The 24,503-nt window shown below is 67.6% G+C and carries 27 protein-coding genes and 5 pseudogenes; 17 read left to right on the forward strand and 15 right to left on the reverse strand.

From position 1 onward, the window contains the following. Positions 1-1,019 precede the first annotated feature (1,019 nt). A complete protein-coding gene (locus OG520_RS38025) occupies positions 1,020-1,304 on the forward strand; it encodes a hypothetical protein (protein WP_406016167.1) in 285 nt (94 codons plus the stop codon). Here the strand turns inward: OG520_RS38025 and OG520_RS38030 are convergent. After that, positions 1,288-1,485: a hypothetical protein gene (locus OG520_RS38030; protein ID WP_406016168.1), complete on the reverse strand. Its 198-nt coding sequence runs from the start codon at positions 1,483-1,485 to the stop codon at positions 1,288-1,290. The genes OG520_RS38025 and OG520_RS38030 overlap by 17 nt on opposite strands. Further along, a complete protein-coding gene (locus OG520_RS38035) occupies positions 1,482-1,742 on the reverse strand; it encodes a hypothetical protein (protein ID WP_399332494.1) in 261 nt (86 codons plus the stop codon). The genes OG520_RS38030 and OG520_RS38035 overlap by 4 nt, the downstream gene beginning before the upstream one ends. A gap of 195 nt (positions 1,743-1,937) precedes the next feature. Here OG520_RS38035 and OG520_RS38040 point away from each other — a divergent pair. Continuing rightward, a pseudogene (locus tag OG520_RS38040) lies at positions 1,938-2,463 on the forward strand (transposase); the annotation flags it as partial. Positions 2,464-2,482: 19 nt separating this feature from the next. Here OG520_RS38040 and OG520_RS38045 read toward each other — a convergent pair. Then, positions 2,483-2,872: a hypothetical protein gene (locus OG520_RS38045; RefSeq protein WP_406016169.1), complete on the reverse strand. Its 390-nt coding sequence runs from the start codon at positions 2,870-2,872 to the stop codon at positions 2,483-2,485. 196 nt (positions 2,873-3,068) lie between these two features. On the opposite strand from OG520_RS38045, the gene OG520_RS38050 reads away from it, so the two are divergent. After that, complete coding sequence (locus OG520_RS38050; RefSeq protein WP_406016170.1) at positions 3,069-3,437, forward strand: hypothetical protein; 369 nt, start codon at positions 3,069-3,071, stop codon at positions 3,435-3,437. 123 nt (positions 3,438-3,560) lie between these two features. After that, the gene (locus OG520_RS38055; RefSeq protein WP_406016171.1) at positions 3,561-3,875 is read left to right on the forward strand and encodes a hypothetical protein; all 315 of its coding nucleotides are present in this window, start codon (positions 3,561-3,563) and stop codon (positions 3,873-3,875) included. A gap of 192 nt (positions 3,876-4,067) precedes the next feature. On the opposite strand, the gene OG520_RS38060 is transcribed toward OG520_RS38055, so the two are convergent. The 8 genes and pseudogenes from OG520_RS38060 to OG520_RS38095 all read right to left on the reverse strand — a co-directional run bounded on the left by OG520_RS38060 (position 4,068) and on the right by OG520_RS38095 (position 8,002). Further along, a complete protein-coding gene (locus OG520_RS38060) occupies positions 4,068-4,391 on the reverse strand; it encodes a hypothetical protein (RefSeq protein WP_406016172.1) in 324 nt (107 codons plus the stop codon). A gap of 72 nt (positions 4,392-4,463) precedes the next feature. Continuing rightward, positions 4,464-4,561: pseudogene (locus tag OG520_RS38065) on the reverse strand (phosphotyrosine protein phosphatase); the annotation flags it as partial. Between the two features lie 3 nt (positions 4,562-4,564). Then, positions 4,565-5,131, reverse strand: coding sequence for an alkylmercury lyase family protein (locus OG520_RS38070; protein ID WP_406016173.1), 567 nt, complete (start codon positions 5,129-5,131; stop codon positions 4,565-4,567). A 142-nt stretch (positions 5,132-5,273) separates the two neighbouring features. After that, on the reverse strand, positions 5,274-5,537 hold the full coding sequence (locus OG520_RS38075) for a hypothetical protein (RefSeq protein ID WP_406016174.1): 264 nt from the start codon (positions 5,535-5,537) through the stop codon (positions 5,274-5,276). Between the two features lie 314 nt (positions 5,538-5,851). Next, on the reverse strand, positions 5,852-6,616 hold the full coding sequence (locus tag OG520_RS38080) for a DUF899 family protein (protein ID WP_399337812.1): 765 nt from the start codon (positions 6,614-6,616) through the stop codon (positions 5,852-5,854). Then, a complete protein-coding gene (locus OG520_RS38085; RefSeq protein ID WP_406016175.1) occupies positions 6,609-6,968 on the reverse strand; it encodes an ArsR/SmtB family transcription factor in 360 nt (119 codons plus the stop codon). The genes OG520_RS38080 and OG520_RS38085 overlap by 8 nt, the downstream gene beginning before the upstream one ends. Next, the gene (locus OG520_RS38090) at positions 6,965-7,459 is read right to left on the reverse strand and encodes an SRPBCC domain-containing protein (RefSeq protein ID WP_406016176.1); all 495 of its coding nucleotides are present in this window, start codon (positions 7,457-7,459) and stop codon (positions 6,965-6,967) included. Before OG520_RS38090 ends, OG520_RS38085 begins: the two co-directional genes overlap by 4 nt. 282 nt (positions 7,460-7,741) lie before the next feature. Next, on the reverse strand, positions 7,742-8,002 hold the full coding sequence (locus tag OG520_RS38095) for a relaxase domain-containing protein (protein WP_406016662.1): 261 nt from the start codon (positions 8,000-8,002) through the stop codon (positions 7,742-7,744). 15 nt (positions 8,003-8,017) lie between these two features. Here OG520_RS38095 and OG520_RS38100 point away from each other — a divergent pair. The 9 genes and pseudogenes from OG520_RS38100 to OG520_RS38140 form a co-directional block, all read left to right on the forward strand. Beyond that, a pseudogene (locus tag OG520_RS38100) lies at positions 8,018-8,431 on the forward strand (IS30 family transposase); the annotation flags it as partial. A 1,490-nt stretch (positions 8,432-9,921) separates the two neighbouring features. Then, positions 9,922-10,395 (forward strand): nuclear transport factor 2 family protein, encoded by a 474-nt coding sequence (locus OG520_RS38105; protein ID WP_406016177.1) that lies wholly within the window; start codon positions 9,922-9,924, stop codon positions 10,393-10,395. A 752-nt stretch (positions 10,396-11,147) separates the two neighbouring features. Next, positions 11,148-11,621 carry a hypothetical protein gene (locus OG520_RS38110; RefSeq protein WP_406016178.1) on the forward strand — a complete coding sequence of 158 codons (474 nt, stop codon included), beginning with the start codon at positions 11,148-11,150 and terminating at the stop codon, positions 11,619-11,621. 253 nt (positions 11,622-11,874) lie between these two features. Beyond that, positions 11,875-12,345 carry a MarR family winged helix-turn-helix transcriptional regulator gene (locus OG520_RS38115; RefSeq protein ID WP_406016179.1) on the forward strand — a complete coding sequence of 157 codons (471 nt, stop codon included), beginning with the start codon at positions 11,875-11,877 and terminating at the stop codon, positions 12,343-12,345. Then, positions 12,342-13,814, forward strand: a complete 1,473-nt coding sequence (locus OG520_RS38120; protein WP_406016180.1) for an MFS transporter — start codon at positions 12,342-12,344, stop codon at positions 13,812-13,814. Before OG520_RS38115 ends, OG520_RS38120 begins: the two co-directional genes overlap by 4 nt. Continuing rightward, positions 13,811-14,428: a cysteine hydrolase family protein gene (locus OG520_RS38125; RefSeq protein WP_406016181.1), complete on the forward strand. Its 618-nt coding sequence runs from the start codon at positions 13,811-13,813 to the stop codon at positions 14,426-14,428. Before OG520_RS38120 ends, OG520_RS38125 begins: the two co-directional genes overlap by 4 nt. A 531-nt stretch (positions 14,429-14,959) precedes the next feature. Continuing rightward, complete coding sequence (locus tag OG520_RS38130; protein ID WP_406016182.1) at positions 14,960-15,622, forward strand: M15 family metallopeptidase; 663 nt, start codon at positions 14,960-14,962, stop codon at positions 15,620-15,622. A gap of 289 nt (positions 15,623-15,911) precedes the next feature. Beyond that, on the forward strand, positions 15,912-16,352 hold the full coding sequence (locus OG520_RS38135) for a hypothetical protein (RefSeq protein ID WP_406016183.1): 441 nt from the start codon (positions 15,912-15,914) through the stop codon (positions 16,350-16,352). A 519-nt stretch (positions 16,353-16,871) separates the two neighbouring features. Next, positions 16,872-16,962: pseudogene (locus tag OG520_RS38140) on the forward strand (VOC family protein); the annotation flags it as partial. Between the two features lie 17 nt (positions 16,963-16,979). Here OG520_RS38140 and OG520_RS38145 read toward each other — a convergent pair. Further along, positions 16,980-18,728 (reverse strand): IS1182 family transposase, encoded by a 1,749-nt coding sequence (locus OG520_RS38145; protein ID WP_406016184.1) that lies wholly within the window; start codon positions 18,726-18,728, stop codon positions 16,980-16,982. Between OG520_RS38145 and OG520_RS38150 the strand changes: the two genes are divergently transcribed. After that, the gene (locus OG520_RS38150; RefSeq protein WP_406016663.1) at positions 18,727-19,137 is read left to right on the forward strand and encodes a VOC family protein; all 411 of its coding nucleotides are present in this window, start codon (positions 18,727-18,729) and stop codon (positions 19,135-19,137) included. The genes OG520_RS38145 and OG520_RS38150 overlap by 2 nt on opposite strands. 156 nt (positions 19,138-19,293) lie before the next feature. On the opposite strand, the pseudogene OG520_RS38155 reads toward OG520_RS38150, so the two are convergent. Then, positions 19,294-19,536 (reverse strand): annotated as a pseudogene (locus OG520_RS38155) (helix-turn-helix domain-containing protein); the annotation flags it as partial. A gap of 233 nt (positions 19,537-19,769) precedes the next feature. On the opposite strand from OG520_RS38155, the gene OG520_RS38160 reads away from it, so the two are divergent. Continuing rightward, positions 19,770-20,435, forward strand: a complete 666-nt coding sequence (locus tag OG520_RS38160; RefSeq protein ID WP_406016185.1) for a DUF4097 family beta strand repeat-containing protein — start codon at positions 19,770-19,772, stop codon at positions 20,433-20,435. A 53-nt stretch (positions 20,436-20,488) separates the two neighbouring features. Continuing rightward, positions 20,489-21,307 carry an alpha/beta fold hydrolase gene (locus OG520_RS38165; RefSeq protein WP_406016186.1) on the forward strand — a complete coding sequence of 273 codons (819 nt, stop codon included), beginning with the start codon at positions 20,489-20,491 and terminating at the stop codon, positions 21,305-21,307. 678 nt (positions 21,308-21,985) lie between these two features. On the opposite strand, the gene OG520_RS38170 is transcribed toward OG520_RS38165, so the two are convergent. Further along, positions 21,986-22,696, reverse strand: a complete 711-nt coding sequence (locus OG520_RS38170) for a DUF6796 family protein (protein WP_406016187.1) — start codon at positions 22,694-22,696, stop codon at positions 21,986-21,988. Positions 22,697-22,947: 251 nt separating this feature from the next. On the opposite strand from OG520_RS38170, the gene OG520_RS38175 reads away from it, so the two are divergent. Further along, entirely contained in the window at positions 22,948-23,604 is a 657-nt protein-coding gene (locus OG520_RS38175; RefSeq protein WP_406016188.1) for a hypothetical protein, read from the forward strand. Positions 23,605-24,357: 753 nt separating this feature from the next. Here OG520_RS38175 and OG520_RS38180 read toward each other — a convergent pair. Then, entirely contained in the window at positions 24,358-24,492 is a 135-nt protein-coding gene (locus tag OG520_RS38180) for a hypothetical protein (RefSeq protein ID WP_399336630.1), read from the reverse strand. Positions 24,493-24,503 lie beyond the last annotated feature (11 nt).

Below are 24,503 nucleotides of genomic sequence, written 5' to 3' on the forward strand. Positions count from 1 at the left end.
GCTGTGTCTGCTGCCCGGCGTGCGTGGGTCGGGAGCTGCGCTGCTCGCCACTCTCGCCCGCACCGGCACGCCTGGCCGCCGCCGACGATGAGCTGGGGTTCGTCGGCCGCCTCGCCCAGGCCGGCGGCCTGTGGACGCCCGGCGGGTCTCACTGAAGGGGCACTCCAGCAGGGTGCGGAGCCCTCCGAGGTTGCGGTGGCCGGAGAGCTCCTGGACGGCAGACGGCACTCCTCGACCATGAGCTGTCTGACGCCACACCGGGTCTACGGGTGCCGGTGATCCTGATGTGCCGGGGGGGAATCAGCCAGTATCAGGTGAGTGGAAATATGGCCTGAAGTGCTGGGCGCTGCGTGATCGTTGTGAGGTCTACTCTCTGCCTACCAACCACACCTGGTGGTCACAGTGAGAATGCGGCTAGTTGGTACTGCTGTTGCAGCATTGCTGATCCTGGAAGCCAGTCCGGCGAGTGCGGCAAGCGTTTCCTGGTCGAGTTGCAGCGATTGGGGGTGCGACTACGCGGCGGTCGCGAATCATGGCGCCGGCGGAAGTACGGCGACGGTTACGGATGGAAGTGCCGACGGCCAGGGAGCGGCGCTTGTGGTGGAGTATTTCAACGGCGGTACGGATTGGATCTCAACCACCGGAGGCCAGGGGTCGAGTGTCAGTAGTAATTTCCTGGCGACCATTCGGAGGGCTCGTATCTGCGACTACCTGGACGTCGGGGGACTCCATAACTGTGGTGACTGGAAGTATTTCTGACTGGCTGGGTGAGAAGGCACAACCGCGCCCTGTGAGCCTCTGGTCCAGGATCGCCACAATGGTGGGCGGTCGTACGGGCGTCTCTACGCTACCCGGCCGTGGCACCTCAAGGTGCTCGACGTCGCGGGCATGAGTACCCGTCTCCATCCGGCCCCGACGGTGGAGGTGGCCACTGCTACCGGGTAGGGCGGGCGGTGCAAGGGGCGGTGTCGGCCCCCTCCCGCGAAGGCAGACGCCACGGGGCGAAGGGGGCAGGTTCGGTGGCGGGTGGCGAGGTTGATGGGCGGTTCCAGCCGCTTCTGCCGCTCGGCTGCTTTTGCTTGCTTCTCTTCCTCGTACGCCTCGATCTGCTGCTCGTAGCGCTCTTGGAAGTTGGGGTGGTCGAAGCGGTCGTCGTCGTTCATCCCGCCGATCGCCTGGAGCTGTTCGGCGTGTGTACGGAATCCGGCGATCAGCGGGCTGAGCCGGTAGCGCCGTTGCCTTCCTTCCAGACCATGCGCGCGAAGCCGAGGTGCTGGAGCGCGCGGGTCACCTTGGGCCGGTGATGCCGATCTCGGAGGCGAGGGTGCCGTGTGTGACCAGGCAGCGCCCGCCGGGCTCCTGGCGGTCCAGGAGGTGGAGCAGTACGGGGTGGGCGGCCGGCGGCATGCCGCGCGGAGCGAACACGAGGGCGTTGTTGGCCGTCCAGACGTACTCGGGGGCCGCGGGCTCCACAGCGATCGTCATGACGTCCCATCCTCCTTGGCGCGGGCCTGGGCGCGCGCCTTGTCTTCCCGCAGCGGCTTCTCCGCCGGCCTCGGGAGCTCTCGCAGTTCCTTGAACGCCTCGGGCAGACGTGGATTGTCCTCGATGGCGTCCAGCAGCGACAGCTGGTCCACCTTCAGCGTCCCCTGCGCCCGCATACCCGGCTTCGGCTCCACCGGGACCCTGCCACCGCGCAGCGACAGCCTCGGATGCAGCTGGTAAAGCCCGGCTTTCGACACATACCACCTGATACGGTGCAACCGGTCCCCGGATGACAGCTTGTGAGAGCGTCAGCTTGTACGCCACGGGCCCGAAGACGGGCGATGCCGGGTCCATGCTCGTGATCAGCCGCGGTTCCCTGTCCTCACCATTCCGGGCGCGCTCGGGCGTCTCCCAGATCCGGGCCGTGGAGGTCATGTACAGCCGACGACTGCTGCTGGGCCGAGCAGGGCCGGCCCGACCGGGTCCCGGCGACCTACCACCGCACCCACGGCGTGACCTACTTCCACGCCTGCTACTCCATCGGCGACGACACTCTCTGGGGTGTCAACCGCCGCCGCAAGGGCACCACCAACAGCCTGGCCGTGCTCAGGTCCATCCGCGCCGCTCGCCCCGACGGCGCCCCGATCTACGTGATCACGGACAACCTCTCCGCCCACAAGGGCGCCAAGATCCGCCGGTGGGCGTGGAAGAACAAAGTCGAGCTGTGCTTCACCCCGACGAACGCCTCCTGGGCCAATCCGATCGAGGCGCGCTTCGGGCCGCTGCGGCAGTTCACCCTGGCCAACTCGAACCACCCCAACCACACTGTTCAGACCCGCGAGCTGCACCGCCATCTGCGCTGGCGCAATGCCAACGCCCGCCACCCCGACCTCCTGGCCGCCCAACGCTGCGAACGAGCCCGCATCCGCAGCGAAGAAGGGCCTCCGCTGGGGCGGCCGACCGTTGGCCGCGGCCTGAGGCTTCCCGCCACGGCGGCCTACTCGGCCATCTCCTCGGGAGAAAGACGAGTGATCTTCTTTCCCGCCTCGGTCTCGACCAGGGTCAACGCGCCAATCCAGTTCCCGTCTTCGGGATACTCCCAGTTGGCCGCGTCATCGAGAATCGCCGGAAGCTGATCATGAGGCACCAGCTCGCCGGGCTGGAACCCGCTCTCCCCGGCGGGGGAGGTCCACGGCGCGAGTCGGCGGACCTCGATCCACCCACGATCGATGAGAGCGAGCAAGATTCCCGCCAGCTCGTTGACCGGTCGAGGCTGGTCGGCTTCGTCGAGATCGCCCCAGACACCAGCCAGGATGTCAATTTCATAGGAATTGACCATGAAGGCTTTTTCAGACTTGGTCAATGTGTCCCACTCTTGCTTGCTCACTCAGCAATCGTCGCAGAGCCGGGGCACGACAGGCTCCCCACACCGCTGACCAGACCATCCCAACTCGGAGCTCACCCTGACCGCCCGGACCCGGTGAACCTTCGCGGTCACAGCACTAGCTAGCCGACGACGAAGACCTGGAACGGTCCCGAAGCACCGTGAAACGCCGGGGCACTCCGACCATGAGGGAGAGGCCATGGCGAGGGTGGTAGTCGAGGGGACCGATATTGTCGTACACCTGTCCTGGCGGGAGAAGGCGCTGGCACGCCACCGCAATGTGCGGGTTCCGGTGTCGGCGCTGCGCCAGCTTTATATCGAGCCCGACTGGTGGCGTGCGCTTCGTGGCGAGCGTGATCGGGGCACGTGCATCCCCGGACAGGTGTGCGCGGGCGTCCGGCACCTACGGGAGGGGCAGGACTTCACGCTGGTACGGGCCGGAACACCGGTGCTGTGTGTGGAACTCCGCCGGAGCGCGCCATTCAGCCGGCTGGCGATCTCCGTCCCCGATCCTGAGAAGGCGATGCTGACTCTCCTACCGCTGGTCCCACGGGATCGGCTGGGATGAAAGCGAGCGGCCTCGCCTCCGACTGCGTAGGGTTCTCGCCCCTGGCCGACAGCCGTTCGATGATTGTCCGGTCAGGAAGATCTTCGGCTCGAGGAGCAGGTCGGCCCGCCAGGTGAGCACGGCGTGCCGCTGCCGACGGTGGAGCAGCCCGCCGCGATGGACCTGTCGAGCGCCGGCGACGAGGTCGCCGCGCGGCGGCAGCACGATCCGGAGCAGGCGGCCGCCCTGGTGCGTGAGCTGGTGGCCGGCGGCGAGCTCGCCGCGGACGAGGTTCTCGACGAGGCGGTCGACTCCGCGGTGCTGACCGTGCAGGAGGCGCGCACCGCGTCCGATCCGAGCACGGCGGCGGAGCTCTGCCTGAACGCCGTCCCCCACATCGCGCTCGCGGTCACCCTGGCCAGCACCGACCCGACAGAGTTAAGGGTGCTGGGAGAATAGGTGGTGCCGTCGGTTTCCCGGGTTTCTGGGTGGCGGTGATCCGGACCGACGCGGTGTCGAGCAGTCGCGTTGCGTTTCGCGGGAGGCCAGTTGTCCGGTTTCTGAGAGAACTTCGGCGGGTGACGTGGCTGGTCATGAGGGTGATTGCGGCCCAGGTGATCAGTGGTTCGGAGTGCTGGATCAGCCGCTCGGCTACCGGTTCTCCGACCCCAGAACCTTCTCGATCAGTTCCTGAAGGACCTCTCGGGCCTCGGCCGCGCGGAGTTCGGCATCCCACTGACGGGGTGCCCGGGAGTGGTTCGGGCAGTGGATCTCGCAGACGGCCGTACCATCCGGCTGCCAGCGGACAGGGCCCGCACCCACGTAGCCAGCACGCGAGCATTCCAGGCGGTGAACGGCAGCGAGGTGGTTGCGGATGACGTCCTCGTGGTGGCGTCGGGGAAGCGTGTGCTGTGCCCGGCAGACCGTGCACTCCAGCAGGTGCTCGACACTTCCCGGCCGGCTCACGAAGACCATGCCGTTTCCCTCGACGGTGTTGCAGCTTGCGTATCGACTCGAAGGTCAAGCGTCCCGGTTGCCCGCGCCCGCTCGGGCGGCGCCGATGGCCTTGCCAGCCGGCTCTTGGGCTCCCAGTCGAGGTAGCGCTTGCCGGGGAAAGCGGCATAGGTGTCGCCGCACCCCATGGTGGGTCAGTTCTCCAGCAGCGGCCCGAAGGACTGCGCTGCGATCTCCTCGGCGCGGGTGTGGTTGACCGCGCTGCCAGGCACGTCCGGGTGCTCGTCGGCCCAGATCGCGGCCGATTCGTGGCTGGCGAAGAAGTTCAGGGCGTCGCAGCAGATGGTGGCCGCCGGGCCGCTGCCGGGTCGGCTCCCGACGAACACCACCGCGCCGCTCGGCTCCCACCGTAGAACGCCCCTGGTCGCGGTGACTATTACCGGTTCGCTGGTGACTGGGTCGGTGGAGGTGATCACGGCGTCCCGGCCGAGCATGGGCGGAATGCCGAGCGCGTCGATCGCACATATCGACCACACCTCGGCGCCGCCGTGGATGCGGACCCGGTGCCGGGTCGCTACAGCGGAGAACGGGTACGCGGCGCGGATCCGGCCGTGCTCGTCCAGGGTCAGGAAGTCCTCCCGGGCGAGCTCCTCCAGGACCTCCCGAGCCGTTCGGCCCGCCTCGGCGGCGAGCGGCTCCAGCACGCCGGGCTCCGGCGCGGTGCCGACGGCGGCGAAGTGCCGCAGCACCGCCTGATGCACCGCCCCCAGGCCCCGCTCGGCCGGCGCACGGCGCCCGCGCCCACCGCGGCCGATGATGTCGAGAGCCGCGGTGTCGCAGCAGCCGCCCGGCGCGGCGGCTTGCGGCAGGCCCGCGCCGTCGAACGCCGCCCGCAGGGCGGCCTCACTCGGAGTTCCTGATGCCGTCCGCGTCCCGGTACAGTCGGCACGACACGCTCGGCTCCGCTCCCGGCAGCGCGAACGGGTCGGCGCCGTCCAGCAGGACCGTCGGCGAGCCGTTCATACCGAGCGCCGTCGCCTGGGCCTGGTCGCGCACCTCGACCAGCTCCACCTCGGCCGCCCGGCCGGCCAGCGCGGCGGTAACCCGCTCCACCGCCGGCACCGCGTTCGGACACCCCGGAACCGTCAGCACTGTGATCCGCATCATCGTCCTTCCACCTCGTCCCGTACGGCACAACGGTAGACCTCCATCGCCCGCAATCCTTCGGTGCCGCAGTTGCTCGCCGGAGACGCGGCCTCGGCATCGGCGCAGGTCGGGGTCCCAGCAGGTTTCGCCGAGAAGACAAACGAAGTAGCCCCTGACCTGCGCCTGCTCGGGGGGCGAGCGCTGGTTTGCGGCCGCTGCAGGCGCCGCGATGTCTGGCCGCGGGCCTCCCAGTGGTCCGCGACGCGCGGCTACACGGAGATCGCCCCGGGCTGCACGGTCATCGACCCCTCCGGCCCTGCGTGGCCGCTTGAGCGTCAGGGCCTCGGTGTGAGGTCGTCGGAACGGCCAGCCTCAAGTCGTGACCACTGAGGGATGGGGCGTCCGTTGCTCCGCAGTCGGACGTGATCGGCGGGCGTGCCCTGAACGCGGGGCCAGCCGGAGGGCGAGTCTTCCCACAGCTCCTGACGTCCGTACACGGTGAGGTCCATGAGTGCATAGCTGTAGTCCATGGCCTCTACGCCGCGCAGGGTCGTCCAGTAGGTCTCGAAGATGCGGTCGCCGTCCCGTAGGTAGCACACGAGGTGCATCATGCCGACATGGCGTCCGACCAGGAGCACGTCCTGGGAGGGGACTGCCGAGTACCACGGCACGTCCCAGCCCATGAAGTCGCGGTAGCGGCGGCTTGCCTCGTAGGGGCCCTGGCAGAAGACCGCGTAGGTGATGTCGCGCGAGTGAAGGTAGGACAGCTCCTCAACCTGGGTGGTGACCCACGTGCAGCCTTCGCATTGCTCGGCCGCGGGGTGGCCGTGGTGCCACATGAAGTAGTAGGCGATGAGCTGGCCGCGCCCTTCGAACGCTTCAAGCAGAGTGACCGGCCCGTCGGGACCCGTCAGCTCGAGATCGGCGGCCACCTCGACCATGGGCAGGCGGCGTCGGGCTGCAGCGATCGCGTCACCTTCCCGGGTGTGCGCTTTCTCCCGCACCCGCAGCTTGTCCAGTTCTGCCTGGAAGGTCGCCCGGTCGGCCACCGCCGGCAACGCCGACGCGCGGTCAGTCGTCCTGTTCTCCTGATCAGTCATGACCTTGTCCTTTCGTCCCTTCGTCGGCCGCCTCGGGGTCGGGGCGCTCTGCCAGTTGCTTGATTTGCAGAAGGCGGGTCTCCCAGGAGCGGCCGATCCGGTCGAGTTCCCGGGCCAGCGCGCCGAGCTGGGCGCCGACGGCGAGGTAGACGACCTCGCGCCCGCGCTGCTCGGACTCGACCAACCCGACCTCGCGCAGCACCTCCAGGTGCTTGCCGATCGCCTGCCGGCTCACCGGCAGCACCTTGGCCAGCGCGGACGCCGACATCGGGCCCTCGCCGAGCCGGGTAAGGATCTTCCAGCGCGTCGCGTCGCCGAGCACGGCACACACGACGGGAGGGGTGGCGGTCACGGGCGCGTCGTCGGAGCCGGCGCGCTCGCCTCGACGAACGCCTTTGCGGCCTCGAGCTCGGCGAGCCACCCATTGTCGTTGCCCTCGCGCTCCTTCAGCCACGCGGCCGGGTCGTCGGCGAGACCGGAGAACCCGCTCTCCACCACGCGCAGGGTCACCCCGCCGCCACGCTCGTCGATCCAGAACTCGACCAGGGTCGAGGGCGTCGACTCGTCACGGAACGGGGTTCCGATCCAGCGGAACGCCGCGTAGCGCGGCTTGTCCAGCTCCACCGTCCGGAACCGGAACTCACCCAGCGAAGGATGGCGTACCACGGCCACGTCGCCCTCGTAGTACAGGTCCGGCTCGGCCTCGACCACGCCGCCGTTGACGTACCAGCCGGGCCGCACGACCAGCTCCCATACCCGCTCGGCCGGGGCGTCGATGTCGATCTGCCGCGTAATCCGGTCGAGCTCGGCCAGTTCCGCGGAGGTGTAGGTGGCGTCGGTCACGGATTCCTCCCTCGCGACTTGATGTGCAACTCAACGATTGCGTATCTGACCTCTTGAGTGCAACCGGAGGGTTGCAAACGCCGCCACTCTGCTCACGCGCCGCCAACGCCGAGCAGTCGCAGATCCGGCGGCGTGAGTGCTGCAGTGGAGTGCTCTGCCCAGGTCAGGGCCTACTCTGTTGGTTTCTCGGCGAGAACTACCGGGACCCGAGGCCGCGAGATCCATTGCGCACTCACATTCGGATTTGCGCATCAACTGTGCATCCTCAGCCGATATAGCGCATCAATTCGCGGACCCTGCAGTCGCCAGCCCCAGCTCTTCACACACCTCGGTCGTCATCGTGAGGGTGTAGTGCGTCCTGGCTGCCGCCACATGCTGGAGAAGGCGGCGCGTCTCGAGAGCGCCCCACACCGGCTTCCGGTCGTCGTCCAGGCGCTGAACCCGGTTGAGGATCAGGTAGTGATCGTGAAGTAGCGGGAAGCCGTCGCGGTCCGGAAACGCGCAATGACCAGGGCCGGAGTCTTCGCACGCTCGTGCGTCCAGGGCTTTGACACCGAACCGAGGGTGAAGAACGGGCCGGCGCTGGCCGGTCTGGGTGCCGAGGCCGTCAGGGACGCGATCACCTCCACGATCACCACGCTGCCCGAGCGGCTGCGTCGCTCGTTGACCTGGGACCGCGGCAAAGAACTGGCACAGCATGCCCGGCTCCGCGTCGACACCGGCCTCGAGATCTACTTCGCGGACCCGCACAGCCCGTGGCAACGCGGCACGAACCAGAATACGAATGGGTTGCTGCGGCAGTACTTTCCGAAGGGCACGGACCTGTCCCGATGGCAGACAGACGACCTCGCAGCCGTTGCACTCGCCCTCAACAGCCGCCCCCGCAAAACCCTCGGATGGAAGGCACCCGCTGAAGCCCTCAACGAACACCTACTCTTGACTCAAGAAGCCGGTGTTGCGACAAGCGATTGAGTCCGGGCGGTATACCCCGATCGATTTATCGGCTTCGGCAAGGTTCGCTTGGACCTGCTGACCCAGCAGCTCGCGGTGGACGTCGCGGGAGATCGTTGGCCGGGTTTCTGGGGCATCGGTGACCTGACCCCACCTCCTGATATGGCGGGTCAGATCGAGCCGGTTCTGCGCGCAGCGTCGGATCACAGTGAATACCGGTTGTCCTGCTTGGTTTCGCGCCGACCACGGTAGGTGACCTGGCGACGATGGCCGGTCCCGCACGCCGGCATCCGAGAGTCCCTCTCGCAGAACTGCTGGGTCTCTGACGGCACGCACGGCTCCGACCGAATATGTGACCCATGGGCCCGAGTTCCTGCCCAGAAGACTTCGCCTGGGGACGGTTCTTCGAGCCGCGGTGCTCGACATGTTCCTCGTTCGCCAGCCGCTGGGATGTGGGCGAGCGCGCCGGCTGCACCCGCCGAGTGCCTATGCAGGAGGGGTACTGCCGTCTGCGCTGGGTCCAGGCGAGAACGGAGGCGGCCGCGACCGGTGACAAACCGGAGTCCGTCCTGCCTCGCCTGCGTCACCAGCAGCTGTTCTTCTACGGCCTGACGGCACTCTGGGACCGCCAGCCCAAGCAGACCGTGGTGAAGTGCGACCGCCGGGGCCGTCCCCGGCGGCCCGACCCGGCCCCGGCTTCGCCGCCGTCCTTGTGCTGGCTCCAGCCCGCACTGTTCGCCGTCCGCCGGGACTTCACACGATGGCGGGCAAATACGGCTGTCTCCTGTGACAACCCCTGGCTGGCCTGGGGCGGTCACCTGGCCCACCGGCTCGGTGAGGCGCGAGGCTTGCCTCGCAAGGCCTGGCTGCGTCGGCCAGCGCGTAGAAGGTGTCATCCAGCCCCTGGAACCCGAGCACACCAGTGGGTCCGTTGCCGCCGTCGTCCACCCTGCCGACCGGCTGATCCTCGCACTTGCCGCAGTTCACACCGCACGACCTGGCGCCATGCGCCGCCTCCTGCTCGACGATCTCGACATCGGCAACCGTCGCCTGCCGATCGATGGCCGCACCCGCACTCTGGACGGTCTCACCTTTCGACTTGCCCAAGAATTGCTGGAGTTCCGTCACCGCCGCTGGCCCGGAACAGCCAACCTGTACCTGCTGATCAACAAGCAGACCGTCCTGAGGACCGACCCATCAGAAACAGCTCCGTCGCCGGCCCGGCGCTGCACAGCCAGATCGCGACACTGGCACGACTCCACATGGACCGTCAGCTCGAAGAGGCGCTCCTCCACGGTCCCGACCTGCTCCACCTCGCCGAGGTCTTCGGGCTCAGCGAGAAGACCGCGATTCGCTACTCAAACTTTGCCCGCCGACTCCTGGAGCGACCCCGTCGAGAGCGGCTCTGGCTGTCGTGCCACGTCGAAGATGGCGTCGCGTTCACGGGCCGAGGAAATGGGCAGCCAAAAAAGCCATCGCCGTACCCCATAGAGGGCTGGTAGCAATTGATGATGTCGACTGAACTTTTTGACCCGATGGAACGTCTCTTCGCCGAGCGAGCCTGCGAGCGTCTGATCGTCGAGTTCGTGCGCCGTCTTGACCTGGGAGATCCGGGCAGTGTCGCGGACCTCTTCACGCCTGACGGGGTGTGGGAGTGGCCTCACGGCGACCGAAGAGTGGAGGGGCGTGAGGCGCTCCGCAGCTACTTCGGTTCGCGCCCCAAGGACCGGCTGTCACGCCGTATGTCGACGAACATCCTGGTCACGGTGAATTCTGCGTCGGCGGCCACCGCCACCTCTTACTTCGCTACTTACCGGGTCGACGGCCATACCGATGGCATGGTGCCCCCGAGGCTCCCCGCGAACGTGGGCCACTACGAGGACACGTTCCGGAAGGTCGAGGACACCTGGCTCCTCGCCGGCCGAGTCACGCACCTACCATTCGGCGGAGAGACGGTGCGTCTCAGCCACCCCGACCAGTCGTGACTGTGGGGCCCAACCTGGCTATGTCCACCTGCCGCCGAGGCGCTGGCCGCCTGTCGGCGGCGGCTTCACCACGAACCCACGGATCCGACGCCGCGAGGCACGGCGACAGACCCTCGGGTTCCCACCGGGAACCCTTCAGTTTTCGCGAACTCGCCGGGGTCTCGGGGTATCGCCGAGAGGAGCCCAGAAGGGGCCACGAAGTAATCTTGATTACTTCGGAGTGCACGCCTGTGGCGTGGATCGGTCTCACACCACATCTCATGCGCACTCCGGTCCGGAAACGCAGCCCACTTGCGCATGTCCAGGGGATCTACGGCCAATCGCCCCAGTGAAGACTCCGCACGGCGCGGTGGACCGCCCGCGGGGGAGCGGTGTCCCGTCCGCCGTTTCGAGTGTGGGGGCATCGGAAGGATTCCTGCGCCGGTCACCGGTCACCGGCCGTCGCTCGTCGGCCGGTCCGCGCCGACCCTCGGTCTGCGGTCGCAGAGGCGCCTCCCTCGCGCGGGGGAGAGGCTCGGTCCGTGAGAGTGATCCTTCGGCCTGCTCACTGCGCGAGGGTGGAGCCATGGCCCCGAAGATCTTTCACACGCCCCCGCCCGTCAGTGACACCGCGCGGCCTGTTCCGCGCTGGGCGATGCGCCTGGCCTACACGCTTCCGCTGCTCCTGCTGCCGTCGTGCCTGTGGCGGCTGCCCTTCGCCCTCCACTTCGAGATGGGGCAGGTTCAGGAGCGCGGTATGCCAGCCGTACTGGGTGAGCATTCCGTACGTTCTGGGGCTCAGCGTGCTCTCCGAGGTGTCTGCGATCTTGGCTATCGGGCTGGTCCGGCGATGGAGCGAGGCGGCGCCTATCTGGATTCCGATCATCGGTGGCAAGCGCATCCGCCCGATGACGGCCGTCGTCCCCGCCGTCATTGGCGGTCTGATCCTCACCATGATGTTCACCGACATTCCGATCGGCGACGGTCGCAGACTCACCGCGTACGGCGTCATCGGCACCGTCGACTACACCAACGACGCCTGGCAGGCGCTCGCGACGGTGTGCGTCTCCCGACCGGGGCATGGGGACCCGTCATCATCCTGGCCATCGCCTACTACCGCCGCCGTCGAGCAGAGCGCCGAACGGGAGGGTGGCCGGTGCGCGGTCACCTGCGCGGCAGCGAAGCGCATCTGCGCGACGACCGCAACTGGGCGCTCCGCGCCTGCTGTTGATGATCTTCGGGCGTGAGGCGGTGACGCAGTGGGTGAGAGGTGGAGCTTTCCGGAAGGTGTGCGGCTTGAAGGAGCTGGTGTGAATCGAGGGAGCGGTGCACAACAAGCTCGAGGGTGAGGGTGAGGGTGAGGGTGAGGGTGAGGGTGAGGGCGAGAGCGAAGGGCGGGACGCCCGCGGTCGCGGGCTGGCCGGCTTTCTGCCTTCCACCTCGCAGAAAAACTACACAAGTAACTTGGCGAAGTTGCTTGTGTAGTTTTATGCTGGAGCCATGCACGAGAACCCCGGGCGTCAGCAGTCCGCTGCGACCGCGCAGCGTCTCAACGACGCGATGAAACGACTGCGTGCACGCCTGCGCGCGGAATCGGGACAGCATGCGACCGGCCTGACCGCCACGCAGCTCGGTGTGCTGGCGAGCGTCGTGCGGGAGGGGCCTGTCACCGCGGCCCGGCTTGCCGCGCTGGAGCACGTCAGCGCGCAGTCCATCGCGCAGAGTCTGGCGGTGCTCAAGGCCGCCGGGTTGATCCACGGCGAGCCCGACCCGCGGGACGGCCGCAAGAAGCTGATGAGCGCCGACCCGACCGCGACCGAGCTGGTCGACAAGCTGCTCGCCGGTCGCGCCACCTTCCTCGCGCGGGCCATCGACCAGGTTGTCGCCGCGGACGAGCGCAAGGACATGGAGAAGGCGATCGACCTGCTGGAGCGTCTCGCCGCAGCCGACTTGAGCGACGGCGCCATATGAGTAGCGGCGCCGAACCGACCGGGTCCGCGACGGACGACGCCGCACGCAGGCCCTTCGCGTGGACGTTCACCACCCCGCTCTACGTGGGTTCCAGCCTCAACCCGATCAACAGCTCCATCATCGCGACGGCCCTGGTGCCCATCGCCACCGACCTGCACGTCTCGGTGGGCGCCACCGCCGTGCTGGTCTCCTCGCTGTACCTGGCCAGTGCCGTCGCGCAGCCCACCGCAGGCAAACTGGCGGAGGTTCTTGGCGCACGCCGGATCTTCCTGTGTGGCATCGTCCTGGTGCTGCTCGGCGGTGTGGTCGGCGGCCTCGGCCGAAACCTGGCCGTGCTGACCGTCGCCCGGGTTCTGATCGGCCTCGGCACCTCGGCTGCCTTCCCCTGCGCGATGGTACTGATCCGTCGCCGCGCCGAGCAGGCCGACATGGACTCGCCGCCCGGCGGCGTCCTCGGGGGTGTCGCCATCGCGGGTATGGCCACCGCCGCCGTGGGCCCGCCGATCGGCGGCCTCCTGGTGGGCGCCGCGGGCTGGCGCTGGGCCTTCCTGATCAACATCCCGGTCACCCTGATCGCCCTGGCCATGGCCATCCGCTGGCTGCCCAAGGATCGTCCGCTCGACCGCGCGGACAGCGGTTTCCGCCGGGTCGCCAGTCGGATCGACCTGCCTGGCATCATCGGCTTCGCCGCGTCCATGACCGCGCTGGTCATCTTCTTGATGGGCCTCCCACACGTCGGATGGGCCGCGCTCGCCGTCTTCGTCCTGACTGCCGTGCCCACGATCGTGTGGGAGCTGCGCAAGACCACACCGTTCTTCGACTTCCGAGGCCTCGCCGCCAATGGCGCCCTCACCCGCACCTACCTGCGCCAGGCACTCACCCTGCTGGGCGTTTACACCGTGATGTTCGGCGTCACCCAGTGGATGGAGGCCGCGCACGGGATGTCCACCCTGAAAGCAGGGCTCCTCCTGCTGCCAATGGGAGCCGTTTCCGCACTCCTCTCACGCCCGCTCGCCAGCCGCAACCTGGTACGCGGACCACTGATCGCCTCGGCGGTGACGATGCTGCTCGGCTCGGCCGGCATCATGCTGCTCACCTCGCACAGCCCGGCGATCGCGATCGTCCTGGTCTCCCTGGTCTTCGGCATCACGACCGCCACCACCACGGTCGGCAACCAGACCGCCCTCTACCTCGCGGCCCCGGCCGACCAGATCGGCACCGCCTCCGGCCTGTTCCGGACCTTCGGATACCTCGGAACCATCACTTCCTCCGTGATCGGCAGCATCGTCTTCCGCGACGGCGCCAGCGACCACGGTCTGCACTCCCTCGGCCTCGTCCTGATCGCGGCGGGAGTCGCCGTCCTCCTGCTGACTGTCCTCGATCGCCACCTGATGGGCGGCAATACGAGCCGCCCGACCGACGACACTCCCAACACCGCCGGAATCACCACCAAGGAGAACACCGCGTGACCACCCCTACGCCCACCCCCTCCACGATCACCCCCTCCACGATCAACCCCGGGCGGACCGCCCTCCTGGCCATGGACTTCCAGAACGGGATCGTCCCCCTCGCCCCCGACGCCGACGCACTCGTCGAACGGGTCAAGGGCGCCATCGACGACGTCCGCGCCGCCGGCGGCACCATCGGCCATGTCCGAGTCGCCTTCACCGAGAACGACTGGGCAGCGGTCCCCGAGACCAACAAGTCGTTCACCGCGGTCGCCACGGCGAGAATGCTGCACCACGAGGGCACCGCCTCGCAGATCGACGAGCGCCTCAGGCCTCAGGACGGTGACATCGTCGTCCGCAAGATCCGCTACAGCTCGATCTCCACCACCGATCTCCACGATCAGCTGACCGACCGCGGCATCGACACCCTGGTGCTCGCCGGGATCAGCACCAGCGGCGTCGTACTGTCCACCCTCATAGACACCGCCGACCGTGACTACCGCGTCTACGTCCTGTCCGACGGCACCGCCGACCCCGACCCCGAGACCCACCGGGTCCTGGTCGACAAGGTGTTCCCCTCCCGCGCCCACGTCATCGACACCACCGAACTGCGCGGACTCCTGCAGTCCGCCTGACGTGGCAGACGGGGAGTAGCCGACGGCCGCGGCCACGTAGCCCATCAGCTCGTGGTTGCCGTCGCGCGATTCCACACCCCGTCATCATCGCCGGTGCCCCGTCCACCCGGCCTGGCCCCATGAGTAGAGCCAGGTTGACCACCGTGTCCGGAGTCAGGTTCTGTGCCGCGCCGATTTGCCGTTTCAGGGACTTTACGGGGGGCGTCCGCCACCGTCAGGGCATGCGCGTCCTCCCACAGACAGAGGCCGGACTGCCTGTCGCCGAGAGCCACCACGCACTCGGGGAGGGGGCAGGCGCACTTCGGAGCCAGACCGGACGGCTTCGCGCCCACGTGTACGTCGCCTTCGGAGATCCAGAACAAGCCCACCATGCCTATGGGTTGCGCACACATCAAACGATTCGGGACGCCCTCCGCGACGTGCGACGGAGCCAGGAAGTTTCCACGTCCCGCCCACACACAGCACGGCCCGAACCAGCAGTGTTGCGACGGGGAAGGTTCGCCGGTCTGAGGCGTGCGAGATGATCGCGTCATGAATGAGATCGTCTTGATGTCGGACTCGAAGGTCGCCGCAATACCCGTTGCGGAATGCGGCGAACGTCTTGTGGATGTCCGCCGTGGCGGCTCGTTGCTGGTCGACGCACGTCAACAGGGCCCGGCGGATGCCTTCGTGTACCTGCGCGATGGCGTGCTGGACCGGTTGCTCGAGGCCCAGGCGATGCTTCCACGGGGCCTGCGGCTGCTGTTCGTCGAGGGGTACCGGCCGCCCTCACTCCAGCGGCAATACTTCGAGGAGTACGCAGACCAACTGCGCGCCGGCCACCCCGAGTGGCCGGACGGGCAGATCCACTCGGCGGCGAGCCGCTACGTGTCCCCGCCCGACATCGCCCCGCACAGTGCTGGCGCGGCCGTCGACCTCACCCTGGCCGACAACAGCGGACGCGAGCTGGACCTGGGTACACCGATGAACGCGGACCCGGAAGAGAGCGAAGGCGCCTGTTACACCCACGCCCTCAACATCGGCGAGGAAGCCCGCGCCAACCGGAAACTGCTGGGCTCTGCGCTCACCACAGCGGGCCTGGTGAACTACCCGACCGAATGGTGGCACTGGTCCTTCGGCGACCGCTACTGGGCGCTGATCACGGGGGAGGCTGCGGCCCTCTACGGACCGAAGGAGATCACCCCGTGCCGCTGACCGGACTGACTTTCCCGGACCGGCTTTCCCGGACAGGCCGTTCAGGCGCCTACAGTCGGCGGTGAGGCGTTCCTCGGGTGACGCTCGTACCACAACGGGCTTGATTCAGCGACGAGTTCCCTTTCCGAGTTCCCTTTCCGGGCTTCTCCGGTTGCTGGGGCCGCGAGTGATGCGTGACTGGCTTCAACTCTGATCTATGCAGAGGAAATTCAGGTTTGCGAGGTGGCGGAACTGGCTACCCTGCACCGGTACACGCTACGCAGCATGAGTTCAGCTTGGAGGAAGAACCGTGAAGCTTCGAATAGCGGCTGTGACTGTCACCGGCCTCGTGGGTCTCGCCATGACGGCAGGCGCTGCCCACGCCGATGCGGGCTCGGTCGATGTGGCTTCCACCAGTACGGCAGTGACCCCGCTGGCCGGTCAGGACGCCTGCTCGACTCTTTATGTTGGCACAGTCCTCACTGGTCGGGGCTGTTTCGAGTCCTACGGGGACAAGATCTGGGCCGAGGACCTCAGGGGCGATGGCCTGCGAGTGATTGTCGAGACCAGATACAACTATGACCGCCCGAACGACGAGTGCCACCAGACCGGCGGTGTGGGATCGGGCGGATACTGCAACTACAACATGAGGGAGGACGGTCAGGTGAGCTTCCGTGTCGTCACACGGAACGGTGCCACGGGGCCGAACGACACCACTGGTGCATGGACCAGGTGGCTTGCGATCGGCTGAGCCGCGGCCGCGGGGAAGACCGACTCTCGCGGTCCACCACCACGTGCGATTCCCGTAGTGGTGGCGAGCCCTGCGGAGCACAATGAATGAACCCTTGGGGTTCTTGACCGGGTGGCGGAGGCCGTGGTCGGGGCTTTCGCTACCGAGGTCGGTCAGGGTGGGGACACCAGAGTGCTGGAGTGTTGGTTCAGGGCTTCGCGAGGGTCTCGACGGTGGCCCTGCCGACATCGAGCCTGCCGGTGCAGGTGGTACTGGGCAACCCGTGAAGCCTCTCGGTGCCTGGAACCTGTTCTTCGCGGACTCGTTCCTACCAGGGGCTTCACGCAAACCTGCTGTTGGGCCAGGTCCGCTTGATGCCCTCGCTAGGCGTATAGATGTCCGCTACGGGGCGGTCACCTGGCGGCCACAGCACTCCTCTGTCCTGCGGTGCGTTCGCCAGCAGTCATGAAGATCCCCGAGCTGCCGGACGGGCGGCATGAGTCAATACTCTGAGCCCCGTCCACACCGTCTGGGAGAGTCATGACAAGTAGGTTCGCGGAATTGGCCGTTGAATGCCACGATCCGGAGAAACTCGCGGCCTTCTGGTGCGAAGTTTTGGACTTCAAGGTGACTCTGCTGCGTAATTCGTCAGGCGGAGAGTTGGTAGCTGAGTCGTTCGAGCCTGCTGTGGCGGGCGCGGTCGAGTGGCCCGGTGGTCCAATGGGCGTCGAGCCGGATCACGTTGAGCGCGGTGGCGGAGAAGGCGTGTTGGAGGCGGACTTTCGGTAGGCCGCGGTAGCGGGCCCGGCGGATGCCGGTGATGTCGAGGGCCTGGTTGATGGTGCCCTCGACGCCGGCCCGGAGGGCGTATTTGTTCTTCCAGGTGTCGGTCTTCTGCTCGGCGCGGGCCCTGGCGAGGTTGTCGTGGAGTTCTTCAGGCCTGAGGGTGAGCATGCGACGGCCGGTCTTCGAGGTGGTGCACTGCTTCTGGAAGGGGCAGTTGCGGCAGGTCAGGACGCTGAAGGTGACCACGATGGCGTCTGTGCCGTGTTGCTGGACGGGGTTCCAGTGGGAGCTGATCCTCCCGGCGGGGCAGCGGACCTGGCGGGTCTTCCAGTTGATGGTGAAGGCGTTCTTGTCGAAGCCTTCGGCCGCCTTGGCCTGCGCGGAGTGGTCCAGAAGGACCGGAGTGACCATGCGGATACCGTCCTGCGTGGCCTTGGTGATCAGGTCGGCCGACGGGTAGCCGGAGTCGAGGTAGTGCTCGGCCGGTTTCACGCCGTGCTCCGCGAGGCTCTGCTGGATGGGAGCGGTCGCCTTCACGTCGGGCACGGTCGCGTCGGTGGTGTGTACGTCGGTGATCAGATTCGGCATCCTCCCGGACCCGGACCCGGCGTCGGCGTCGGCGTCGGCGTCGGCGTCGGCGTCGGCGTTGGCGTTGGCGTTGGGGAGTGTGCCGCACGTTTCGGTGAGGTGGATCTTGTAGCCCATCCAGAACAGGTCATCGCCCTTGGCCGCCCAGCGTGCGTCCGCGTCGTAGGGGGAGGCCAGGCGGAGTTGACCGGGCGGGACGCCGTCGTCGGCGTCCCGCTTCCTGATCACCTGCCGTCCCCGGGCATCGGACCGGATGATGTAGGTCTGCACCAGGACCTGCCGCAGCAGATGCACCGCCTCGACCTCATGGATCCACACCGGGGCGTCCTCGGCCCAGGCCGCCCGGCACAGGGCGAGGGCGTCCTGGCCGAAGACCTGGGCGAGGCGGTCGCGTTTGGCCTGTGAGGACGGCATCCGCCAGCCGTCGGTCCTCGGTCCGTACCGCTCGGCGAACTCCGGCACGTCGATCTGTCCGGCCAGCCAGATCGGCGCCGCGACCGCCAGAGCCTCCAGCGCCGCCCGCACGCTCTCCCCGGCCAGCTCCAGCCGGTTCAAGTCCCGCACCGCACTGATCACATGGGTGGAATCGGTGCGCTGCTTGCCCCCGGCCACCACCAGCCCGGCGTCCTTGCAGTGCTCAAGGAGCCGGTCGAAGACCACCCGCTCCATGCCGTTGTCCGCGAGCCGGGCCCGGAACCTGGACAACACGCTGGCATCGAAGCCGGTGTCCGTCAGCTCCGCCCCAAGCGCGTACTTCCAGTCGATGGCCCGTACCGCCATCGCCACAGCCTGTCGATCAGTGAGGTCCTCGGCGAACTGCAACACCGTCACCAGCGACAACACCCCCGGCGACAGCCCCGGAGCCCCACGCACCCCGAATGCCCCCGCGAACGGCTCGGCGACGAAGACTTCCGCAAGGCGGTCCCGCACCCGTATCGCCAGGCTTCCCTTCGGGAACGCCGCCCGCGCCACCGCCACGGTCTGTTCCGGGATCTCCGGCAGCCCCACCGGCCGCATCGACATCCGTACCGCCTCCACGGCCGCACGACAGAGAAGCGACCTCAGGAACGATCATCACGGACCCGACCTCACCCCCGCAGCGAATTGCGCAGCAGAGTCCAAGGTGATCGACCGGAGCGAGGGAAAGGTCGAGATCGGCTCCTGGGTGCCGACTGTCGAGGATGTTCGGGCCCGCCAGATGCCGCCCACCCTGCTGTTCATCCAGGTGCCCGAGGGCAAGACCGTGAAGAACAGGCTTCACCTCGACGTCAGCCCGATCGACGGCAGCACCGGGGACGAGGTGACCAGAGTGCTCGGTCTCGGCGCCACCAAGGCGGATGTGGGCCAAGGCTCAGACCGAAACTGGGTGGTCATGGCGGACCCCGAGGGCAATGAGTTCTGCGTCCTACGCACCCTGGCGCCGCAGAACTAAGCGGCGAGCGGGCGCCCGCAGCCCGTCACACATCGCAATCATCACTATGCCGAAAAGACCTGACTGGCTCCTGCGGGAACGCCGGGATCCCGACTGGCTGAGCAGGGAGCAGGGAGCAGGGAGCAGGGAGCAGGGAGCAGGGAACAGGGAGCAGGGAGCAGTGGGGGCTGACTCCGACCCTCGGGAGGAGGCGGGCCTGCGCCGGTGGGCGCGGCGTTCGGTGGCGCGGTGGGCCAGGTCGGCGCGGTAGGCGGTGGGGCCGCCGTTACGCATGACCTCACGCGTGATCGTCGAGGTCGGACGGTCGAGGCGCCGGGCGATTTCGGCGTAGGGGTGGCTGTCGGCCAGCCCCAGCGCGATCTGCTGGCGTTCCTGCTGGGTGAGCCTGCCTGCTGGCATCGCAATTCTCCTGGTGATCCTTCGTGGCGGTTCCTGTTCCGCCATAGCGTTCACTTTCTATTCATTGCAATGATTGGATGGGTGTCGTTGCGTTACCTGGAAGGCTGTTGCAATAGATTCCATCCTCTGAGCTGCATGTATATAGATTCTATGCAACAAGCGTGTTGCTGTTATTTGGAAAGCAACGTAGCGTTTCTGGTGTCGGAAACAGTGAACGAGCACGGGAGAGCACCATGCAGAAGTTCGATACCCCCGCCCCGATCTCCGCCGTCCTGGACATCCCCGCCGGACGTATTCAGTTCATCGCCGCCAACCGCACCGACACCACCGTCGAGGTCCTGCCCGCCAACCCCTCGAAGAGTCGCGACACCAAGACCGCTGAGCAGACCACCGTCACCTACACCGACGGCATCCTGCGGATCCACACCCCCGAGCCCAAGAACCAGCTCTTCGGCCCCGCCGGATCCCTGGAGGTCACCGTCCAGTTGCCCGTCGGCTCCCGCATCGAGGCCAGGACCGCCAGCTCCGAACTCCGCGGCGTCGGCCGCCTCGGCGACGTCACCTTCGAAGGCGCGTACCGCCAGATCAAGATCGACGAGGCCGAGAGCGTTCGCCTCACTGCGGTCGACGGCGATGTCCAGGTCGGCCGGCTCAACGGCCCCGCGGAGATCAGCACCGCAAGGGGCGACATCCGGATCACCGAGGCCGTGCGCGGCACGGTCGTGCTCCGCACCCAGTCCGGCAACATCTCGGTCGGCGCCGGTGCCGGCGTCTCGGCCGCCCTGGACGCCGGCACCGACCGCGGCCGTATCAGCAACGCCCTCAAGAACAACGGCGCCGTCGAACTCGACATCTGCGCCACCACCTCCCACGGCGACATCACCGCCCGCAGCCTCTGAAGGCACTGAACCAGAACGAACTTGGCCACGCCTCCCGAGAACAGGTGGAACACATGACGAAGGACAGCACTTCCTCGACCGGTTCGAAGTGGACCGGCATGGTGCCGGTCGACGATACGGCCCTGGCCGTCACCGACACCGGCGGTCCCGGCATACCCGTGGTCTACCTCAACGGCCAGTTCGCCACCCAGGGGTACTGGCGGCGGGTCATCGCCGAACTGGGGGCGGGGTGGCGGCACATCACCTACGACGAGCGGGCCCGCGGCAAGAAATCGAAGCGTTCGGCGGACTACTCCTTCGAGGCAGCCGTCCGGGACGTCGATGCCGTCCTCGCGGCCAGGGGCGTGGACCGGGCGCTACTGGTGGGCTGGTCCTACGGAGCGTTCGTCGCGGCGCACTGGGCCAGCCGGAATCCGGACCGTGCCCTGGGCGCGGTCATGGTCGACGGCGCATTCCCGTACGACTGGCTCGACGAAGCCATGGAACAGCGGATCCGGAAGATGTTCCGGCGGATGGGTTGGTTCCTGCCGCTGCTGCGCCCGACGGGCCTGGCCCCGCGGATGACCGCCGAGCAGCAGGCGGACAGCAACATCGAGATCGGCGTGATCTCCCGCGAACGCGAGCTGGGCCCGGTGCTGGACAACATCACCGTCCCGGTGCGGTACGTGGTCGCTTCGGGGACATCCCTCGGAAGCCGCGGTGACGAGCAGGAACAGATACGCACCAGCCTCGACGTGGTGACCGCCCGCAACGCGAACATCAAAATCAGCGCGAAGGTTACCAGCAACCACGGTGCGATCCTGAAGAAGGAGTCCCCGGCCATCGCCGAGGCCGTACGCGACATCGCCGCCCTCGACCACAGGGAGCACTGAAGTCACGACCAGAGCACTGACGGCTGGCTCCATTCGGCCGACGTCCGGACCGACGAATCGGGCCGGACGCACCGTCGGCGCCACGCGAGAATCATCCGGTGGGTTCCGTACAGGGTTGCCACAGCGAGTAGTTCGGTCGGCCACCGCGTCCCACGCGTCGAATTCGCCGCGTCCGACAGCGCCTCGGCGCGACCTGCCAGCGCCATGCCGGGCCCTCGACCTGCAGTACGAGCAGGAGGGCGCCAAGGCCAAGGTCGCCACCACCCAGTGGGCATACGGCCGGGCCAAGGACGATCGAGCGGCATTCGTGAAGGTGGTTGAGACCATGGATGACCTGCTCGGCCTGACGCGTGCGGTCCTCGATACCGCCCACGTGGGGGCCAGAAGAAGGGGCGAACTCACAGGGGCGAGCAGGGTGACGGCGAGTGTGATGGCCCCGTTGTCGACGGCCCGCGGCAGTAGTGTGTTCTCGCCGGACAACGGAGGGCCCGGATCGGCGCCTTCTTCCGGCAGGGTGTCCGCGATCGGCTCGTCGTACGCAGCGATGGTCGAGCAAGACCCGGAGATACCCTGCCGTTCGGCTGTGTTCGAGTCAGCACCTTCTTGTCGAGGGCGTCTTCATCACCTCCGCATCCCCCGCCCGCAATTCGCTGCCGGACAGGGGAAGCGCCCCGCTGGTCACACTGACGGGCCCTCTCGTTCCGCCGACCCGGCCGTGCTCGGTGCGGGTGCGGGTGCGGGCGAAGGCACCAGAATCGGTTGGTGCGCCACGGTGCTCAGGCGGGTGTTCCACAGCGTGATGGTCGACAGTGAGAAGAACAGCAGATTGCCGATGCTCAGCTGCGCCCCCTGGATCGCGGTCCCCACGGAACCGGGCACCAACGTGGTGACGAGGGCCCCGACAGGGATGCAGATCAGCGGGTTCACGGCACACATCCACCGGGGGAAGGCAGTGGTGCTCCGGAGCACGCATACGGCCATCCAGACGGAACCCAGCACCCAGCAGGCCAGCAGTACCGCGTAAGGAAGGAACAGTACGCTCGCCAGGTCACCCGGCAACGCGTTCAGAGCGGCCGACCGCGCGCCGGAGGCATCGATCACCTTGGCCGCCTGGCCCAAGTAGACCAGGTTGTGTGGATCTGTTCGTAGGCGGCTTCGGTGTGGGGCGCGTGGAAGGGCGGCGAGTACGCGGTTGATGGTGCCGGTTGTGGCCCGGTGCGGGGCGTCGGGCAATACCGCACAACTGCCGCCAGTCGCGGTCTCGTTCTTGTTCTCGTTCTCGACAGCATCGGAGAGCTGAGACAGCACCACGGCGTCGAGGCAGTGCACGTCGTGAATCCATGACGGGATACCGAGCAGCACACAGTGGTGATCGGGTCGCGAAGTCATCCGATCGGCGTTCCGGCCCACACGTCCACAGCGGCACACTTCGAAGAGACTGTTCGCGCAGGGGTGGTGAAGGGCGGGCACGCGCCGGCCTCTGATGCGGTCGGGAGACCGGGAGCTGAATCCGTGGCTCCCTTCGCCTTCTTCCAGGCGTGGGCCAATGGTCAGTACTTGTATGTGCCCATGCCGGTTCGCGGCAGCGGACACCGACAGCTGGGCGTTCGATTGTCGTAGGTGTCTGCTGAAATGCGGGCATGACCGTTTATGACGTCGCACGGCGGCTTCCCGAGATCCCGGCCTTGCGTGACCGGTGTCGTTCCATGGCGATGGTGGAGGCGATCCTCGCGCCCGGTGGCCCGTACCGCCGCCATGGATTCGACGCCCACTGGTCCCCAGGGCGCGAACTGGGCTGGATGGACAGCGGAGCAGGCGACGAGTACTCGGTCATCTTCTCGCCCGAGGGCGTGTACATCCGCGGGTTCGATCACGAGTCGCCCATGAGCCCGCACGCCGGTGACGGGAATGTCTGGCCGGGAGTCGTGGACTCGGTGCCGGAGGTGTTCCGGTCCTGCGTCGAGGAGCCGTCCTTCGCCGCAGACGGGACTCAGCATGTGACGGCCTGCCTGTGGCGCGAGACCGGCGACGACAGGTGGCGTACGGGACAGATCGAGTACGACGGCGGAGGCAGCGACCCCGATGGGGCGTCGTACCTGTTCTCCTTCCTCGTGGACGGTGCGCCCGAGGAGTTCGCCGGCTGGGCCCGGAGTTACTACGAGACCCCGGTGGACCTCGATTCCGTACGTCACATCTACGCGATGCGTCCGTTGACCCCAGAGGTCGTGGCGGCGCTCAACCCCGATGTGACGCCCGAACAACTGACGGCCGAGATCGCGGCCATCGGCTATCCGTAGACCGTCCCAGCCCGGCCCCAGCCGGACAACCGATGACCCACGGGCCAGAGGTCGGCCTGCTGCGGCTCGTCGCAGCGCTCACCGAGCACCTCGGTCATGACATCCACGTGGACGACGCGGCCCCCGTCCCATCTGGACGGACGGCCCGACCGTCACACAATTCCGGCAGGCTGCCGGGGCGACGGAACCGGGAGCGATCTGCTGTCTGCGACGGCTCTCCGAGAGAGCCATCGCCTTCGGTGTCATACTCCCGCGCGGCGTGCTGGAGGGGCGAGACCCGAGGCGATGAGGTACGAGAGCGGGTGACCCTCGATGTGATTGAGACCAGGGGGCCTCGGCGCGGGGCCGACTCGACGCAGAAGCCCTGGGCCATGGGTGCTGCGTTCCGGTCACTCACCGTGGTCCGCGGCCGGACCGCTCCGCGGGAAACCGGATGCAGCCCGCCGACATGCCAACCAACCAACTCACCGGGGCCGGCCCGGACCATCCATGGACCGGCGTACAGTTCACCGACATCTGCGGCAGCCGTGAGTCCCTCTAACTAACCCTCGTCGTAACCGAGATGGCCGCAGAGGTCAGCGCCGACACCGCCTTCGGCCGCGGTCACCGCCGTGTCTCACAAGACACCGCCCCGACCGCCCGACCGAGCTCGGCCATGGCCGCTCCCGGCGCGCCTCTTTCGGGCCTGTTTCTCCTGTCAGCTCAGCCGGGCCAACATGGCCCGCCAGCTCTTCGGTCGGCTCTTCAGCCCGCCTACGACGGCCGTGCCCCGGGCTTGGTGACGACGAACTCCTCGCCGGTCCAACGCACGACCAGCCAGTGCCCGTGCTCCGTCCGGCCCGCTCTCAGCGGCCCGGACCAGCTCGGCACGATGATTCTCGTTGACAAGCGGGGAGTTC

The organism is Streptomyces sp. NBC_00984, from assembly GCF_045162475.1.
GTDB lineage: Bacteria > Actinomycetota > Actinomycetes > Streptomycetales > Streptomycetaceae > Streptomyces.

Excerpts from the sequence above, each read along its gene's own strand:
- OG520_RS38050 (WP_406016170.1), top strand. The coding sequence starts at position 3,069 with ATGGCGAGGGTGGTAGTCGAGGGGACCGATATTGTCGTACACCTGTCC.
- OG520_RS38175 (WP_406016188.1), top strand. The coding sequence starts at position 22,948 with ATGACCGTTTATGACGTCGCACGGCGGCTTCCCGAGATCCCGGCCTTG.
- OG520_RS38120 (WP_406016180.1), top strand. The coding sequence starts at position 12,342 with ATGAGTAGCGGCGCCGAACCGACCGGGTCCGCGACGGACGACGCCGCA.
- OG520_RS38105 (WP_406016177.1), top strand. The coding sequence starts at position 9,922 with ATGTCGACTGAACTTTTTGACCCGATGGAACGTCTCTTCGCCGAGCGA.
- OG520_RS38160 (WP_406016185.1), top strand. The coding sequence starts at position 19,770 with ATGCAGAAGTTCGATACCCCCGCCCCGATCTCCGCCGTCCTGGACATC.
- OG520_RS38075 (WP_406016174.1), bottom strand. The coding sequence starts at position 5,537 with ATGATGCGGATCACAGTGCTGACGGTTCCGGGGTGTCCGAACGCGGTG.
- OG520_RS38080 (WP_399337812.1), bottom strand. The coding sequence starts at position 6,616 with ATGACTGATCAGGAGAACAGGACGACTGACCGCGCGTCGGCGTTGCCG.
- OG520_RS38165 (WP_406016186.1), top strand. The coding sequence starts at position 20,489 with ATGACGAAGGACAGCACTTCCTCGACCGGTTCGAAGTGGACCGGCATG.
- OG520_RS38130 (WP_406016182.1), top strand. The coding sequence starts at position 14,960 with ATGAATGAGATCGTCTTGATGTCGGACTCGAAGGTCGCCGCAATACCC.
- OG520_RS38060 (WP_406016172.1), bottom strand. The coding sequence starts at position 4,391 with ATGGTCTTCGTGAGCCGGCCGGGAAGTGTCGAGCACCTGCTGGAGTGC.
- OG520_RS38170 (WP_406016187.1), bottom strand. The coding sequence starts at position 22,696 with ATGACTTCGCGACCCGATCACCACTGTGTGCTGCTCGGTATCCCGTCA.
- OG520_RS38115 (WP_406016179.1), top strand. The coding sequence starts at position 11,875 with ATGCACGAGAACCCCGGGCGTCAGCAGTCCGCTGCGACCGCGCAGCGT.
- OG520_RS38145 (WP_406016184.1), bottom strand. The coding sequence starts at position 18,728 with ATGTCGATGCGGCCGGTGGGGCTGCCGGAGATCCCGGAACAGACCGTG.
- OG520_RS38030 (WP_406016168.1), bottom strand. The coding sequence starts at position 1,485 with ATGACGATCGCTGTGGAGCCCGCGGCCCCCGAGTACGTCTGGACGGCC.